Origin of the sequence: Siphonobacter aquaeclarae (assembly GCF_900103285.1) — a bacterium.
Classification (GTDB): Bacteria; Bacteroidota; Bacteroidia; order Cytophagales; family Spirosomataceae; genus Siphonobacter; species Siphonobacter aquaeclarae.
Window position 1 is genome coordinate 74,393 of record NZ_FNGS01000003.1, and the last position, 16,483, is coordinate 90,875.

The window sequence follows — 16,483 nt, forward strand, 5'->3', positions numbered from 1 at the left end:
ATGCGGATTCATAAACTTGTTTTCGAAAATATCAACTCCCTCCGGGGCGTACATACCATTGATTTTCAGGAAGAACCGGCCTTTCGCTCGTCCAACCTGTTTGCCATTACCGGCCCTACCGGCGCCGGAAAAACCACGATTCTTGACGTCGTTACCCTGGCGCTTTACCACCGCACGCCGCGGTTGGGGGAAGTGACCACCGGGCAACTGGAAAAGCTCGGTGCTATTCTCACCCGTGATACGGATCAGGCACTGGCGGAGGTCACGTTTTCTACTCCCGCCGGCATTTTCCGCGCGAAATGGTCGCTCAAACGGGAGATTATCAGCCGGGGTGCAAACAAAGGGCAGGCCCGGCTGGAAGAGTATGCGGAGATCGCGGACGTCGAAAAAGACGAAATCATCGCCTCAAAAAAGAAAAAGGAAGTACAGGAAGAAATCCGGAAGCGGATCGGGCTTGACTACGAGCAATTTGTCAAGGCCATTTTGCTTTCGCAGGGCGATTTTGCCGCTTTCCTGAAAGCAAAACGGGAAGAGCGGGCTGAGCTTCTGGAACGAATCACCGGCACCGAAATATACCGTCGTCTCGGGATGGAAGCTTACGCCCGCTGGAACGACGGTTATCGCCTCGAAATCGATCAGAAAAAACAACAAATCGATCTTCAGAAACTGCTGAAGGAGGAAGAGGTAGAAGATTTCCGGAAGTTGATCGCGGAATACGAAGAAAAGTCCCGTCAGGCGGAAGCCGGTCGGAAGGAGCTGGAACAACACCTCCAGCGCAAAAACCGACAGGCGGAAGTACACCGCCAACTGCAAGCTATCCAAGCGGCCGACTGGCCCCGCTGGGAAACCGAAAACAGGCAGTTCGAAGAGCAGGTACTTCCGGCGTTCCGGCGGCATGAACAGGTACAACAATTTTCAATACAACTATCTGATTATCAGATAAATGAATCTTCTTTGGCGCAGGCGGTTGCCTTGCAGCAGCGCCTGTCTGCTGATAGGTTGCGTGCCGTTGAAAACCGCGACCAGCTTCTGAAAGCGATTACGGCTCTTACCGGAAAAGCGGTTACGGGAGATACTGCCGCGGAGACGATTGCAGCCTTTCGCGATACTGTTTCGGCGCAGGCTGCGCTTCGTCAGGAAGCCGGTCGGAAATGGGAGTCGGCGCGGGAAGAAGCAGCCTACTGGCTGAGCAAAATCCCCGTACCGGAATTGCATACAACCTGGAAACAGGAGGCCTATGCTGAGGTACTGGAAAGCTCCCGCGGACAGTGGAAAGAGGCGCAGCGCCGACTCCAGGAGCTGAAAGAAGCGTTGAATGTGGGCGACGACCTTCGCGAGCGACAGGTACAGGCGCAGGAGCGCCGCGACGGGCTGCGGGAGCTGGAAACGCAGGTTTCCCAATACGAGCAGTTGCGAAAACGTCTGACCGAATACGACCGCCAGGCGGTAGAACAGCAGGAAAAGAAAAAACACAGCCTGGCGACGGAAACCGCCGCCCATCAGCGCTGGGAAAAAGTGCGGAAAACCTGGCTGGACGCCCAGCAGGAGCAGCTGGCGTTTATCCGGGAAACGTCGATTCCCCGGTTGCAAAGCGAATTGAAAGAGGGAGAACCCTGCCCGGTTTGCGGCTCGGCACATCACCCGGTCGTCCACGGAAAAGAAGAAGCTTTCCGGATCGAAAACTACCTGACTGAGCTGGAAACGCTGAAAGTCAAGGCCGAACAGCTGGAACAGCAGACCTCCCTGGCAGAAAAAGAATGGCGGCATGCGGAGTCTGTAAGGCAGTCAGCCGAGACAACGCTCGCTGCTCTTGACCGGGAAAAGGCAGCCGCACAGGCGGAGCTTCACCCCATCGCCGAGCGGATTAATACCTCCAAAACCCGGCTGAATATTGAAAAAATAGGCAAATCGGAGGACATCCGGGGCTGGATTCAGGGAGAAACGGATATACTCCGTCAGTTGGACGAAATGAGCGGTCTCCAGGAGCGCAGCGAATCCCTGGCGCAATTTGGCCGCTTTCTCAAGGCTGGTCTGGAGCATTTCCGCGAACAGCAGGAGGCGGCTGCCCGTCTTCGTGAATTGTATCCGAAAGAACCCCGTTTGCTGAATCCGGAGTGTGACGAGCTTCTGCGTAAACTGGTACAGAAAGAGTACTCGCCCGCGCTGTATGACGCCGAATGCAAAGAAGCGGATGATACGGCAGGTCGCCTCGAAAAAGCTTTTCAGACGCTCAAAAACGTACTTCTGGCCGATCTGCGTCCGCTGGGCTTCGAGTCGGTGGCGGAGGCGCGCAAGGCGATTCTTCCGCACGAAGAAACCCGGCGTATCGCGGAGCAGAAAGAAGCCCTGAGCCGCCGAAAAACGCAGATGGAGACCTCCATCGGGACGTTGTCGAAAGAAGCAGAAGAACTTCTGGCAGCGGATACCTCCGAACTGACGCCGGAAGTACTCCTCAAGCGGATCGACGATTACAAAATAGACGAGCGGGAATTTCAACAGAAAATCGGCGGCTGGAAGCAAATGCTGCTCGACAACGAAACCAGTCGTGCCGAGCATGCCCGCCGATTAGAGGAAATTACTATTCTCGAGCAAAAGTACCTGAAATGGAGGCTGTTATCAGAAGCGTTAGGCGATCGCGAAGGCCGCCGTTTCAACCAGTTTGCGCAAAAACTGACGCTGGCGAACCTGGTTCGGTCGGCCAACGGGCGCCTGAAAGATTTATCAGACCGGTACCTGCTGCTGCCTCCCGATAAAGACGAAGAAACGCTCCGGGTACTGGACCGGCATTTTGATGAAAGTCGTGCCGTTTCGACGCTTTCCGGCGGGGAAACCTTCCTCGTCAGTCTCGCGTTGGCCTTAGGGCTGAGCGATATGGTGTCGAAAAACGTACGGATCGAAAGCCTGTTTATCGACGAAGGCTTCGGTACGCTCGACCCGGAAACGCTGGAAACGGCGCTGGGAACGCTTGAAAAGCTCCAGGCGGAGTCCAACCGCCTGATCGGCGTGATCTCGCACGTAGAAGCCCTTAAAGAACGAATTACGACCCAAATCCGGCTGACGAAGCAGGCAAACGGCTTCAGTAAGCTGGAAATTGTGGGATAACGACGACGACGATGTCCATCACCACGCAAGCCGAATGGATCGGCATGAAGAAAGTCAGCGAGGCAGTAGCCCTGACACTGAAGGAAATGCAGGCCTTTGCCCGGCCGGGTATGACGGCCCGGGAGGTCGACGAATACGGCGGGACGATTCTCCGGGATCTCGGTGCGCGCCCGGCGCCGAAATTGTCGTATGGTTTTCCGGGATGGACGTGTATCAGCGTCAATCACGAGGTCGCGCACGGTATCCCGTCGGCAGAAAAGAAACTGAAAGAAGGTGACCTCGTCAATATCGACGTTTCCGCTGAACTGAATGGCTTTTGGGCCGATAACGGCGGATCGTTTGTGCTGGGACAGGACTTCCGGAATCACCAGCCGCTGGTCGACGCCTCCAAAGCTATTTTGCAAAAGGCGATTTTGTCGGTGAAAGACGGCGTACGGATTGCGGAAGTAGGTCGCCTGATCGAAAAGGAAGCGAGAAAAGCCGGCTTCCGCGTGATCCGCAACCTGGCCGGTCATGGCATTGGCCGGAAGCTCCACGAAGCCCCGCATGAAATCCTGAATTGCTACGACCGGACCAACTACGGACGCTTCCGGAAAAACAGCGTGGTAGCCATCGAAACCTTCATTTCCACTCATTCCGACTACGCCAACGAAACGAAAGACGGATGGACGCTCATCGGCGATCGCGGCGGGTATGTTGCCCAGCACGAACACACGCTGGTGGTGACAGACGGAAAGCCGGTGATTTTGACGGAGGGGAATGGGATTTGGAACTAAACGTTCTGTGTAGTCTGTGGCTTTTGTGAGCCATTTTGTTCTCACAGAAACCACAGACTACACAGAACGGAGTGGCTTTATCGTCACGGTGTTCTTCGCAACAGGACGCGTTGTACGTGGTCGACAGAGTAGTTGATGACACTGGATGCTACTCCTTTCCGTCCCGACGTCACCTCAAACACCAACCTATTCTTCCCCCTCAATTCATACCCCGACGTCAGTACAATTCCCTCCGTCTCAAAGACACTAAATAGTTTATTGTCAGTTAAATATGCATCCAGGACAGTACCGTCCTGTTCATCGATGACATAGTGATTTTCTTCTTTGTACCGGAGGAGGTAGTCCTTAACCATCGGATGTTTGGGAGACAGGTAATGCGTCTTCCAGGTCCAGCCGCCGGATACCGGGGCGACTTCCAGCCGAATTCCCACACTATCTTTCACCACCCCTTTTCGGTAAATGTGCATCATGCCCGTCCAGGTACCACGGCAGGCATCGCCGAAAAGCTGCTGACCCGAAACGGAGCCGGCGACAAACAACAGACAAACAAACCAATAGCGCATAGAAATAGACGAGTAAAAGGGCAACCCAGGGAATACGAAGATAGAAAAAGCCCGCCGGATAGACGGGCCTGATTAGGGTACGTTTCGACAGGAGCAGGTTCTTACCGTCCCTTCTTCACAGATGAAGGACCTTCCGGAATAGTCACCAAAACCGTTTTTCCCGCTCCTACCGTCACTTTTTTCCAATCCGGAAAAGCGATAAGAGGCAGAGGTTTTCTCGCTTCGGACGAGGTTTCGGAAAAGATAGACACGCGGGCATCAAACCTGGTCGGATTGGTCAGTTTCAACGTAATGGAACGACCGGAAGTTTTCACTTGTTCGGCCTGGATTGCATCAAATACAATCAGCTTCTTCGTATCCGTTTGAAGGTAAATCCCCGGTACTTCCATCGCCATCAGCATGCCGTTGGTTTCGGTCCAGCCATTGGAGGTATAAATCAGATTGCCGGTAGCACCTTTTCCTTCGGCGTCGGAAGGCTGGATGCGCTCCATCGAACAACCGACGGAAGTACCCTTGATTTTGTCGTTTTGCCGGAGGGTAACGGTCGGTCTGCCGGGTAGTTCTGCTACTTCATTATGGGCATATTGAATATCACGCAGTAACTCCGCGTAGAGGGGATTGCCGGTAGCCCGGAGGAGTTTAAACAGGTAATCTCCCGAAGATGTACAGATGCCCGGCGCGGCGTGTTTGTTTTGTGTACTGGCCCAGACAGCACCTTTCGTTCGCGCGCCTAAAACCTGCAGATCAGACCCGGCCGGAAATTGGTAATCGGCTGACGCCACCCAGGTCGATGCGAGAGCTGCTTCCGTCTTGGCTAGTCGGAGCCATTTTTCATCCTGTGTGACGCTGTACAACGTCATCAACGACTCGAGAAAACCGAATGCCGATTCCGAATCCGCATCCTGGCTGATGTCGCCGCAACTACCGTTTGTGAGACCATACCGAAGGACATATTCCTTCGCGTAAAAATCGGCTATTTCGGAGGCAACTTTCAGGTATTCCGGCTGATGAAACCAGGTCGCAGCACGGGCCAGTCCGGCGGGAGCAATTCCACCGCCGATGGTATTGTAAACCACCACGTCTCCCGTTTCAGGATCGACATACTGCCCGATTTCGTGGTGTTTTTTCCAGGTAGAAACAAAGGCATCTGCCAGCTTTCGTGCAGCGTCTTTCCAGCTTTTTTTGATGAGGTGCCCCTGTCCCAGTTTTTCATACAGCTCGAAGTGTTTGAAGAACCAGAGGAGTGCGTCGCTGTTTTTCCGGACGAGCGAATTTTTCGTACCCGGATGTGCATTCCGGACGGATTCGGGCATTTCCCGTTCCGAGACCCATCCATTTTTGGCATTCATCATTCCATAGAAAAAGCCGCTTTTTCCCTGCAAATGATCGACGACAAAATCAATGGTTTTGCCCACTTTTTCCAGGTGTGTGGAATCGTTCAGGCTGAGCATCGGAAAGGTATTCATCATGCCGCCGATCCAACCCAACTGAAAGGAAGAGAAGCTGTTTTCCGGGTAATACATTTCCCCGAAAGTATTTTTAGCCCATCGGAAGGAATCGACTCTTTTCTGCGTGAAATCCAGGATGGCACTCCCCGGAACAAGGTAGTGAATCGCAGTATCCGGAGAGTACGTCTTCCGAACCTTGAAAAACGTCTCCAGCAAATCAGAAAGACCATTCGCCGGAAAGGAATAAACGGTAAGGGACAGCTCCAGGCTTTGCCCTTTTGCCAATGTAGCGGCGCGATCCTGGCTCGGAGTGAAGCTGCCAAACTCGGCCCTTAATTTCCGGACGCCGGGCGTAGTTACGGTAAAATCTGCCTGCGTTCTGTCGCTGTTTTCTTCTACAAAAAGCCCCGAGTCTGTATGAGAAGAGCGCTGTGGTGTCAGGACAATAAACCCTCTCTTTTTTTCCGGGGAATAGAAGGTCAACGCCGGAGTTGCCGTATTCGTCGTCAATAATTCAATCGATGAAGGAGCTCCTTTTTCAATAGCCAGTCGCGGATTATCGGAGAAGGAAATTGGCGCATTCCGGTTATAAAACAGATCAGGAGGATAGGGAGGCATATATCCCCCTTTCAGCACAGAAAAGCGGTTTCCGCTGTAAACCGAAGAGGGAATCATGACGTAATTGGCCGTACTCCAATCGTTGAAATGAAAGCTTGCAGCCAGACTCACCTCGTTGCAATCGGCCTTGTTGCATACATACTGAATCGACAATTGAATAGCCCCGTCTTTCCCAATGGAATGTTCCCTGATTTCTACGTCAATACCGGGTAACAGCGGTTCTCTCCGGACAAGATCGGTGCCTTTGTAGTGCCGGAGTTCGACTTGCAATCGACCGGCAAGGGTTTTCAGAAGAGAATTTGCCTGACTGGTTTTCTCCTGTGCCAGGCATGAAATCCCGGAAAACAGCAGAATCAATGGAAGTAAATAAACGCGTGATTTCATCTCTTGCGGTGACGTATCTTGGGGTATTGTATGTTGGGAAGTTTGGCGACGGAATACCGGAAACAGTACGTTCCCGGAGTATCCGGACACAAGAGAGTATACCCGGAAGGCTCCTACCTGCCCAAAAGAAAAACCCGACTATTCTGTCGGGTGATCGGGTAAGAAAGTAGCAAAAAAGGATCGTTTCGGAGGGTTAGCGAGGAACATTACTCCGCCGCCGCCCGCCGTATCCTATCGTTGATCGCCACGCCGAGGTCCTTTTCCGGCAAAAGCTCTGCGTAAATATGATCGAGGCCAAGGGCGTCAAGCCGGCGCATTGCTGCGAAGAGATTGCGGGCCGCCTCGGCAAAATCGCCTGAAGGCGACAGGATTTCCTGGTGTGCCAGGCCATAGTCCCGCTGAAAACTGAGGACACCTACGGCCCGCGTCGTATTTTCCGGAAGCTCATCCCGAAGCAGGGAAAGCGGCGTACGCGGCGCATAATGGCTTTTGAGCATGCCGGGAGCTTTGGGATTGGAACTGGAATGCGTGCGTACTTCCACCGGCCCGACAATCGCTTCGATTACCTCCACCGGCGTGCCGCCTTTTCGGTAGACGATCACCTGATCGCCTTCAAAACCCACGATCGTCGACTCTACTCCTACCTCACACGGACCACCATCAAGGATATAGGGAATTTTGTCACCGAGTTGCTGTTCAACGTGCGCGGCGGTCGTCGGACTGATGTACCCGAATGGATTTGCACTCGGCGCCGCAAGCGGAAAATCAAGCGTCTTCAGCAGTTCCAGCGTCAGCGGATGGTTGGGGATGCGAATGCCGACGGTATCCAGCCCGCTCGTCACCAGATCCGGAATAGCAGCTGTTCGCGGCAGCAGGAAGGTAATCGGGCCGGGGGTAAGCTTTTGGCCCAGCAGACGCGCTTTCTCAGGTACTTCACGTACCCATTGCCCGAGGGCGTCAAACGAGTGCGTATGCACGATCAGCGGATCGAAAGCGGGGCGATTTTTCACCCGGAAAATGGAAAGAACCGCCTCGGTATTGAGGGCATTACCGGCCAGTCCATACACGGTTTCCGTCGGAACTGCCACCAGTTCTCCTGCTTCGAGAAAGGCTTTCGCCTGTGAGATATCGCTGCCAATCATGATCTGAAACGTGCCGGAATGCGTCCGACAGGTGCAAAAATACAAAAAGCCCGCCGGATGGGCGGGCTTTCGGGTCAGACCAGCGAGCTTACTGGATGCGGAATGCAACCTGCATTTTGTAGCTGATCTTGATTTTCTGGTATTCGAGATCGCTCGGAGCAACATCAGCGCCGGCGGCTTCGGTCTTGGCCATCATCATCTGACTGCGGTACATGACCGGGGCGGCATAGCCTTCTTCGATTTCCTGAATGATCAGTACATCGCCGAGTTTACCGCCGAGGGCTTCGACCAGGTACTTGGCCTTTTCCTTCGCGTCGAGAAGGGCTTTGATTTTCACTTCCTTCTTGATCTGCTCCTTTTTGGAGTATTCCACGCGGTTCATGTAGGTGTTGTTTACCCCGCGGGAATCGACTTTCGACAGAATGACATCGAGATTATACAGCTTCGAAAGTTTCAGGATATACTGCTTGCTTTCGAGAAACTGCGCCGGCTTTTTCTTCGGAGAATACGTCTGGAAGCCGTTTACTCCTCCGATGGTCAGGTCTTCCTTCGCGATACCGGCGGCTTTGACAGATTCAATGAGTTGTTTTTCGAGGACGTCGATGGATACTTTGTCTTTCTGGTTCTTCTCGTCTTTGAAGAATTCGCGAAGGGTGATGCCGATATAGAATTCGTCCGGGTCAACTTCTACTTCCGAAGTACCCGTGACTTCGATTTTGCGAACTGGTTCTTTTTCCACGTTTTGAGCGAAGGTTGATGAAGTGGCAAACAGGGTTGCAGCGATCAAAAGGAGCTTTTTCATGACTCAGTAATTTTTAAAAGGGTTTTCTATTCGTTTTACACCCTCTGGATGAAAACACGACACAAATTCCATACGAGAGGACGTGTTAACGAATGTTAAATAAAATAACTTACTGACTATCAGCAAGATATTTTTCAACTTTTGACTCATCCGGGCACTGGTTCAGCAGTTGCTGTTGGGTCAATTGCAACACAGGATGAAGAAAATCCGGGGCAATTTCGGCGAGCGGAACCAACGTAAACCGGCGTTCGGGGATATAGGGATGCGGTACTTTCAATTCCGGCAGATCCAGTACCTCCGAGCCGATGTACAGAATATCGATGTCCAGAACCCGGGCGCCCCATTTTTCGCGGCGGAGGCGTCCGCCTTCCGTTTCGAGTGCCTGTGTCTGCGCCAGCAGATACGCCGGCGTCAGATCGGTTTCTACCATCAGTACCTGATTGAGAAAAGACGGCTGATCCGTCAGGCCCCACGCCGCAGTTTCCCACAGGCTGGAGACTTTTCCGACAGTCCCGACGCGAACGGAGAGTTGTTCCCGCACCCAGCGGAACATGCCTTCGCGGTCGCCAAGATTGGCGCCAAGCAATAAAAAAACGGTCAAGGAAGCATTAAAAAAGGGTTCTCTGCAAAGGTAAGCTACCGGCGTCAATGCTTTGTGCTATCGTGATATTGCCACAGTACGTTCACGATTTTCCAATTGCCATTCAATTTAGCCAGGTGCATGTAGTCAATCCATTCGTCTGCAATCAATTTTACAGACGCGGTCCGGTCGGAAACATCGAGTAATCGTACCTCTTTCTTCGGATTCGCCGGAAATTGATCGCCTTTTTTGTTATAGGTTTCCGCCAGCAGGACCATTTGCTCGGTCGACGCCTCGCGGAGATAGTCCTTTCCAGCCGCTTTGTCTTTCCAGAACGTCCGTTTTACCATGCGCGGATGGAGCGCCCGTTCCATTTGTGCCGGATTGGGCGTATGCTGGGATTCGATGTAATCGAGCGCCGCCTGCCGGATGGCAAGGCTATCCTGCTTTGTCTGACCCAAAGAAGAGAGGGTTGCTGCCAGTAGAGCGGCAAAGAAAAGGGTGTATTTCATGGTTGAAGTGTTGTGAAGAGCGCAATTCAGTAACAAAAAGACTATTTACCGAAAGCTAAACTAACCGGGTGTTCCGGCATTCTTTTGGAGAATTATGTGAACGGCAACCGTCAGCTTCCCCAGCTCTCCCGGTCCAGGCTCCGGTACTGAATCGCTTCGGCGATGTGTTCAATTTTGATATCGGGGGAAGCTGCCAGGTCGGCTATGGTTCGCGCCACGCGCAGAATCCGGTCATACGCCCGGGCAGATAACTGCAGGCGCGTCATTGCCGTTTTCAGCAGCATTTTCCCGGCATCACTCAGCTCGCACACCTTCCGGACCATTTCGGAAGGCATCATCGCATTGGCGTAGATGCCCGGATGGTCGGAAAAACGTTCCGTCTGCCACTCCCGGGCCTGAATAACCCGCTCCCGGATCACCGAACTGGGTTCTGCTTTCCGGGTGGAGGAAAGCTGTTCAAAGTTAACGGGCGTGACCTCCACGTGCAGATCGATCCGGTCGAGCAGCGGCCCCGAAATCTTGCTGAGGTACTTGGCAACGGCTCCCGGCGGGCAGGTACATTCTTTCTCGGGATGGTTGTAGTAGCCGCAAGGGCATGGATTCATGCTCGAAATCAACATAAAACTGGCCGGAAATTCCACGGCCCACCGGGCGCGGGAGATGCTCACTGTCCGCTCTTCGAGTGGCTGGCGCATGACTTCCAGCGCCGAGCGTTTGAATTCAGGTAATTCATCCAGAAACAGGACACCGTTGTGGGCCAGGGAGATTTCCCCGGGTGAAGGCGCTCCACCGCCACCTACCAGGGCGGCATCGGATATGGTATGGTGCGGGTTGCGGAAGGGCCGACGGGAGATGAGCGTCGCCCGGGTACCGAGTTTCCCCGCAACCGAATGAATTTTCGTCGTTTCGAGGGCTTCCTGCAAGGTGAGTGGCGGCAGAATACCCGGCAGCCGTTTGGCCAGCATCGTTTTACCGGCGCCGGGAGGCCCGATCATGATGACGTTGTGCCCGCCCGCTGCGGCGATTTCCAGCGCCCGCTTGATGTTTTCCTGGCCCTGCACATCGGCAAAGTCCGTTTCGTATTCGTTGAGCGTGCTCAGAAAGAGATCGCGGGTATCCGAAACCGTTGGCTGTATAGCGATCTTTCCCCGTAAAAAATCAACAGCTTCCTGCAGGGATTCGACGCCGATCACATCCAGGTTATTCACGATCGAGGCCTCTTCCGCATTTTCTTTCGGAAGGAGAAAACCTTTGTAGCGATTTTTCCGGGCTTCGATGGCAATCGGCAGTACGCCTTTGATGGGGCGGAGTTTGCCGTCGAGCGACAACTCCCCCATGATGACGTATTCTTCCAGCGACGGCAGGGTTACCTGACCGGAAGAATGCAGAATACACAGCGCCATCGGCAGGTCATATGCTGAACCTTCTTTCCGGACATCTGCCGGGGCCAGGTTGATGACTGTTTTGTTGCGCGGATAGAAGTAATCGTGGTACTTGATCGCCGCCTCCACCCGCTGCACACTCTCTTTTACGGCGCTGTCGGGAAGGCCGACCAGGTAGGTGTTGGCGCCCTGCCCGACGGTCACTTCAATCGTAATCATCGTGGCATTGACGCCGAAAATCGCAGCTCCGTAAGTCTTCGCAAGCATGGAAAGTGGTCAGGTGAATGTCGGGCGAAGATACCGTCATCCAGCCTCAAAACCGGTAGTTTCCGGTCGGTGAAAAACCGCGTTATATCCTTGCTATTCTGTTGATGGTATTGATAGACAAGTAGTTAAAACACAGTAGACGACTTTTTCTTTTTCATAAAAAACTTAGCTACCGGCAGTTTCCAGCAAGGCTTTTACCCGGCATTCCAGCGGAGAAAGCGCATAGCAATCGCCCTCGGGCTCTTCGTCCAGCCCCTGGCAGAACCTCCAGAACCGTTCTGATTCATAGGCGGAGACGACCTTGGGGTGGATATAGTATTTCTTGCAGACGGCGCGGGTATTGCCGAGGGCTTCCGCTACCAGGTCGTAGCAATGGGTGATATTTCGCTTGCAGGCCGCAGCAGAATCAAACAGGCCGAGCTCCCGGAAGGCTTCGAATGCGCCGAGCGTACCCCGCCAGGTACGGAAATCCTTGGCCGTAAACTCTTGGCCGGTAATATTTTTCAAATAGGTATTGATATCGCCGGAATCGATGCGGTGCGGGGCTCCGTCTTCGTCGAGGTACTGAAAAAGCTCTTCTCCCGGAATATCCTTACACCGCTGCACAAGGCGGGCCAACCGCTTGTCTTTCAGGTGAATATCGTGTTGTATTCCCTTTTTTCCGGTGAAATGAAAGGTAATATGAGCTCCTTCGATCAGGGCATGCTCATCCTGTAGCGTCGTCAGCCCGAAAGAGCCGTTTTGCTTTTTGTATTCTTCGTTTCCGACCCGGATACTTGTCTTTTCCATCAGGCGGATGACCAGCGCCAATACTTTTTCAAAGGGTAATCCCTGTCGACGCAAATCCTGCTCTACCTGCTCACGGATACGTGGAAGAAATTCCGCAAACCGCGCCAGGCGGTAAAACTTGGTTTCGTTCCGGACGGCGTTCCAATCGGCGTGGTACCGGTACTGTTTCCGGCCTTTCGCATCATAGCCGGTAGCCTGGAGATGGCTGTTTTCGAGGGGGCTGATCCAAACCCGCTCCCATGCCGGAGGAATCACGAGAGAACGTATCCGGTGGAGCGTTTCCCGGTCGCGCACCGGCTGGTTTTCGGCATCGCGGTACCGGAAAGTCCCGCCGTGCCGCAGACGCCGGATACCGGGTGTCTGATCAGGCAGGTAAACCAAACCCGCCTGCCGGGCGGAGCGCTTCGGGTCTTTCGACCAGGTGCGCCGCCTGCGCGGGGTTTCGGGGGAATGTACTTGCATACTGGCCATAATTGAGGATATTGACCTCCGTTCCGCAGGCGGCGAGCCGGGGGAAGCGGGTGTGGGACGGGTTTCTATTAGTATGCTTGCATACTTTTTTGATAATGGTATATTTGTCGCAATAAATTGCGTTTTTTCGAGCGAAAACGAAGAAATCTATGCCAGTGGTTCAGCAGGTATTATTTGCCCTTGTGCTCGGATTTGTCGGATGGACGATGTTCCGCCGGATTTCCGTCATCAAAAAGACGATTGCTCTCGGCAAGCCGGAGGATCTGACTGACCGTCCGGGCGAGCGGCTATCGACCATGCTCCGCATTGCCTTCGGGCAGAAGAAAATGTTTGACCGGCCGGTCGTCGGGGTTCTCCACTTCCTGGTTTATGCCGGTTTTCTGCTGATCAACCTGGAAGTACTGGAGATTGTGCTGGATGGATTATTCGGCACGCACCGCCTCCTGGCGCCACTACTGGGCGGTTTCTACCCGATTCTGATCGGCTTTTTCGAATTGCTGGCGCTGGGTGTACTCGTGGCCTGTTCCATCTTCCTGATCCGCCGGAATACCGGAAGCGTACCCCGCCTGTCGCCCGCCCGGCACCGCGAACTGAACGGCTGGCCCGTGAAAGATGCCAATACGATTCTGGTGATCGAAATTGTCCTGATGATCGCCATTCTGAGTATGAACGCTGCGGATAGTCTTCTGCAGGAGCGCGGAGAACTGGCGGCGACGGGTCCCTACCTGGTCAGCCGCTGGCTGATGCCGCTGTTTTCGGGTTTGGGCGACGGCGCGCTGCATGCCATCGAGCGTGGCGCGTGGTGGTTCCACATTCTCGGGATTTTTGCTTTCGCGGTGTATGTCACGTATTCCAAGCACCTGCACATCTTCCTCGCGTTTCCAAATACCTATTTCACCCGTCTGAAACCGAAGGGAGAAATGGAAAACATGCCGGCGGTGACGAAGGAAGTCAAACTCATGCTCGGCTTGCAGACGGACAGCGGCGAAGCACCGGCCGAACCCGGCCGGTTTGGCGCAAAGGACGTTATGGACCTGTCCTGGAAAAACCTGATGGACGCCTACTCCTGCACCGAATGCGGGCGGTGCACCGCCTCCTGCCCCGCCAATATCACCGGCAAGAAGCTATCGCCGCGGAAAATCATGATGGATACCCGCGACCGCCTCGAAGACCTCGGCCGGAACATGCTGGCCAACGGCGGAGAGATCAAAGACGACGGGAAATTCCTCCTCGGCGATTATATAACGGCCGAAGAACTCAGGGCCTGTACTACCTGCCAGGCGTGCGTGGAAGCCTGCCCGGTACTCATCAATCCCCTGGATATCATCCTGCAACTGCGCCGGTACCAGGTTATGGAAGAATCTGACGCGCCGGCTTCCTGGAACAGTATGTTTCAGAACCTGGAAAACAACCAGGCGCCGTGGAAATTCTCTCCCGGAGATCGCTTTAACTGGGCCGAAAAAGTGAATTAATCAGCAAAAAACATGGAATACAAGGTCCCGACGATGGCCGATCTCACCGCAGCGGGAGAAACGCCGGAAGTGCTGTTCTGGGTAGGATGTGCGGGTAGTTTTGACGACCGCTACAAGCGGGTAACCGTCGCTTTTGTCCGGATTCTCAACCAGGTCGGTATCAAATTTGCCGTACTGGGTACCGAGGAAAGCTGTACCGGAGATCCTGCCCGGCGTGCCGGAAACGAATTCCTGTTTCAGATGCAGGCGGTGGCGAATATCGAAGTGCTGAATATGTACGGCGTCAAAAAGATCGTGACGGCCTGCCCGCATTGCTTCAATACCCTCAAAAACGAATACCCCGATCTGGGTGGCAACTACGAGGTCATTCACCATTCGACCTTCCTGCAGCAACTCATTGACGACGGTCGACTGAAAGTACAGGGAGGAGCCTTTAAAGGCCGGAAAATCACCTACCACGATTCTTGCTACCTGGGCCGGGCGAACGACGTCTACGAAGCGCCCAGAGCCATTATCACCGCGCTCGACGCCGATCTGACCGAGATGAAACGGTCCCGCAAAAACGGCCTCTGCTGCGGCGCAGGCGGCGGACAGATGTTCAAGGAACCGGAACCCGGCAAAAAAGATGTGAACGTCGAGCGTATTGAAGAAGCCCTGGGTACCGGCGCCGAGACCGTTGCCGTAGCCTGCCCCTTCTGCATGGTCATGATGACCGACGGCGTCAAAAACAAGGAAAAGGAAGATACGGTAAAAGTATTCGATCTGGCCGAGCTCGTTGCGAGCGCAAACGGCTGGTAATCATGGAAAATACAGCGGGTCAGGATACAGAAAGGAATATGTAAGCCGTTCTGCTATTCTTTCCCCCGAAATCAATTTGAAAGGCAATGGCCGGGCGGGTTCCTCGAAAACAGGCGCTTCCCAGCCTTTGTCTTTTGCATTTTGAAGATAGACTTCTTTGCGGGAAGGATGTTGGGGAGCGACAACGTTGAATACTTCACCCCATACACCCTGCTCAATCACCTGGCGGATCAACCCGATCACGTCTTCCCGATGAATGAAATTGACGGGTGTGGCGCCGTTCGATACCGTTTTTCCGATAAAGTACTTGCCTGCCACGCGATCGTCGCCCATAAGCCCGCCACAGCGCAAAATAGTGGCCGGATGGCCGCTGTTTTGTAAGGCTGTTTCTGCCCGTACCAATGGATGGCCGGGTATGACATCGTTGGATTCGGTGATCACTTCCGGACTGTCAGGATAGACGGACGTCGAGGAGATATAGATCAGTTTTCCCGAAAAACCCGCCAGATGCCGGAGCAGGGCATCGATCTGCGCCGGATGGAAATCATCGCCGTGCTGCCCGGCGCGGGGCGGGATGCTGATGATCAGTACATCGCTGTTCAATAGGCTATCCAAACCCGCCGACGGCTCCGGGTCGAAGCGGAGCACGAGCGGATGAATGCCTGCCTGCGCCAGGTTTTCAGTTTTTTCGGGGGAGGTAACGGTTCCGGTGACGTCGTATCCGGCAGCCGCCAGGTGCTTTCCGAGCGGCAGGCCGAGCCAGCCGCAACCGACGATTCCGATTTGCTTCATCGGTTCAGACATAAAACTTTTTCCACTTGATATACGCCTCCACTTCTTCCGGAACCATATACCGGATGGTCCGCTCGGCTTTCAGCTGCGCACGGATAAACGTCGCCGAGATATCGAGCAGCGGCGCTTCGAAAAAGCGTACTTGTGGATGGGTTTTCAACGCGCTTGCCTCCGCGTTGGGGCGGGGGTATACGTACAACCCGAAGTCATTCAGGATTTCTTCATAGTCTTTCCAGTTCGGAAACTGACCGAGGTTATCTTCCCCGATAATCAGCCGGAAGGTATGCTGCGGGTGTTTTTCCCGCAGTTTTTTCAGTGTATCGATCGTATAGCTGGGTCGCGGCAGGGAGAACTCTACATCGCTGACTTTCAGCTTGCTGTTGTTCTGCGTTGCGAGCTCGACCATCTTGTACCGGTCTTCCTCATGCAATAGCTGCTTGTTACGCTTGAACGGATTCTGTGGAGTTACCACAAACCAGACCTGGTCAAGGTCGGTACTTTCGGCCATGACATTCGCGACGATCAGGTGACCGATGTGAATGGGGTTAAACGAACCGAAGAATAAACCGATGTTCATAGGTATTG

The 16,483-nt window shown here is 53.9% G+C and carries 14 protein-coding genes; 4 read left to right on the forward strand and 10 right to left on the reverse strand.

Translation table 11 applies throughout. The features are described from left to right. Both BLR09_RS07515 and map read left to right on the forward strand, forming a co-directional pair. Complete coding sequence (locus tag BLR09_RS07515) at window positions 1-3,102, forward strand: AAA family ATPase (protein WP_093199907.1); 3,102 nt, start codon at window positions 1-3, stop codon at window positions 3,100-3,102. An 11-nt stretch (window positions 3,103-3,113) separates the two neighbouring features. Beyond that, window positions 3,114-3,878, forward strand: a complete 765-nt coding sequence (gene map / locus BLR09_RS07520; protein ID WP_093199908.1) for a type I methionyl aminopeptidase — start codon at window positions 3,114-3,116, stop codon at window positions 3,876-3,878. An 83-nt stretch (window positions 3,879-3,961) separates the two neighbouring features. On the opposite strand, the gene BLR09_RS07525 is transcribed toward map, so the two are convergent. The 8 genes from BLR09_RS07525 to BLR09_RS07560 all read right to left on the reverse strand — a co-directional run bounded on the left by BLR09_RS07525 (window position 3,962) and on the right by BLR09_RS07560 (window position 12,827). Further along, complete coding sequence (locus BLR09_RS07525; protein ID WP_093199911.1) at window positions 3,962-4,441, reverse strand: hypothetical protein; 480 nt, start codon at window positions 4,439-4,441, stop codon at window positions 3,962-3,964. 101 nt (window positions 4,442-4,542) lie between these two features. After that, window positions 4,543-6,891: a YyaL domain-containing protein gene (locus BLR09_RS07530; RefSeq protein WP_176785487.1), complete on the reverse strand. Its 2,349-nt coding sequence runs from the start codon at window positions 6,889-6,891 to the stop codon at window positions 4,543-4,545. Window positions 6,892-7,097: 206 nt separating this feature from the next. Then, the gene (locus tag BLR09_RS07535; RefSeq protein WP_093199916.1) at window positions 7,098-8,033 is read right to left on the reverse strand and encodes an L-threonylcarbamoyladenylate synthase; all 936 of its coding nucleotides are present in this window, start codon (window positions 8,031-8,033) and stop codon (window positions 7,098-7,100) included. Window positions 8,034-8,121: 88 nt separating this feature from the next. Beyond that, entirely contained in the window at window positions 8,122-8,835 is a 714-nt protein-coding gene (locus tag BLR09_RS07540; protein WP_093199918.1) for an SIMPL domain-containing protein, read from the reverse strand. A 109-nt stretch (window positions 8,836-8,944) separates the two neighbouring features. Further along, on the reverse strand, window positions 8,945-9,436 hold the full coding sequence (gene folK / locus BLR09_RS07545) for a 2-amino-4-hydroxy-6-hydroxymethyldihydropteridine diphosphokinase (protein WP_176785488.1): 492 nt from the start codon (window positions 9,434-9,436) through the stop codon (window positions 8,945-8,947). 44 nt (window positions 9,437-9,480) lie between these two features. Next, window positions 9,481-9,927: a nuclear transport factor 2 family protein gene (locus BLR09_RS07550; protein ID WP_093199921.1), complete on the reverse strand. Its 447-nt coding sequence runs from the start codon at window positions 9,925-9,927 to the stop codon at window positions 9,481-9,483. Window positions 9,928-10,037: 110 nt separating this feature from the next. Then, window positions 10,038-11,576, reverse strand: coding sequence for a YifB family Mg chelatase-like AAA ATPase (locus BLR09_RS07555; protein ID WP_093199923.1), 1,539 nt, complete (start codon window positions 11,574-11,576; stop codon window positions 10,038-10,040). Between the two features lie 165 nt (window positions 11,577-11,741). Further along, window positions 11,742-12,827, reverse strand: coding sequence for a DNA topoisomerase IB (locus BLR09_RS07560; RefSeq protein WP_093201359.1), 1,086 nt, complete (start codon window positions 12,825-12,827; stop codon window positions 11,742-11,744). 158 nt (window positions 12,828-12,985) lie between these two features. Between BLR09_RS07560 and BLR09_RS07565 the strand changes: the two genes are divergently transcribed. Further along, window positions 12,986-14,308 carry a 4Fe-4S dicluster domain-containing protein gene (locus BLR09_RS07565; protein ID WP_093199926.1) on the forward strand — a complete coding sequence of 441 codons (1,323 nt, stop codon included), beginning with the start codon at window positions 12,986-12,988 and terminating at the stop codon, window positions 14,306-14,308. 12 nt (window positions 14,309-14,320) lie between these two features. Next, window positions 14,321-15,106 (forward strand): (Fe-S)-binding protein, encoded by a 786-nt coding sequence (locus tag BLR09_RS07570; protein WP_093199930.1) that lies wholly within the window; start codon window positions 14,321-14,323, stop codon window positions 15,104-15,106. On the opposite strand, the gene BLR09_RS07575 is transcribed toward BLR09_RS07570, so the two are convergent. Continuing rightward, complete coding sequence (locus BLR09_RS07575) at window positions 15,107-15,898, reverse strand: SDR family oxidoreductase (RefSeq protein WP_176785489.1); 792 nt, start codon at window positions 15,896-15,898, stop codon at window positions 15,107-15,109. A 4-nt stretch (window positions 15,899-15,902) separates the two neighbouring features. After that, complete coding sequence (nadD, locus tag BLR09_RS07580; protein ID WP_093199935.1) at window positions 15,903-16,475, reverse strand: nicotinate (nicotinamide) nucleotide adenylyltransferase; 573 nt, start codon at window positions 16,473-16,475, stop codon at window positions 15,903-15,905. Between the last annotated feature and the right edge of the window lie 8 nt (window positions 16,476-16,483).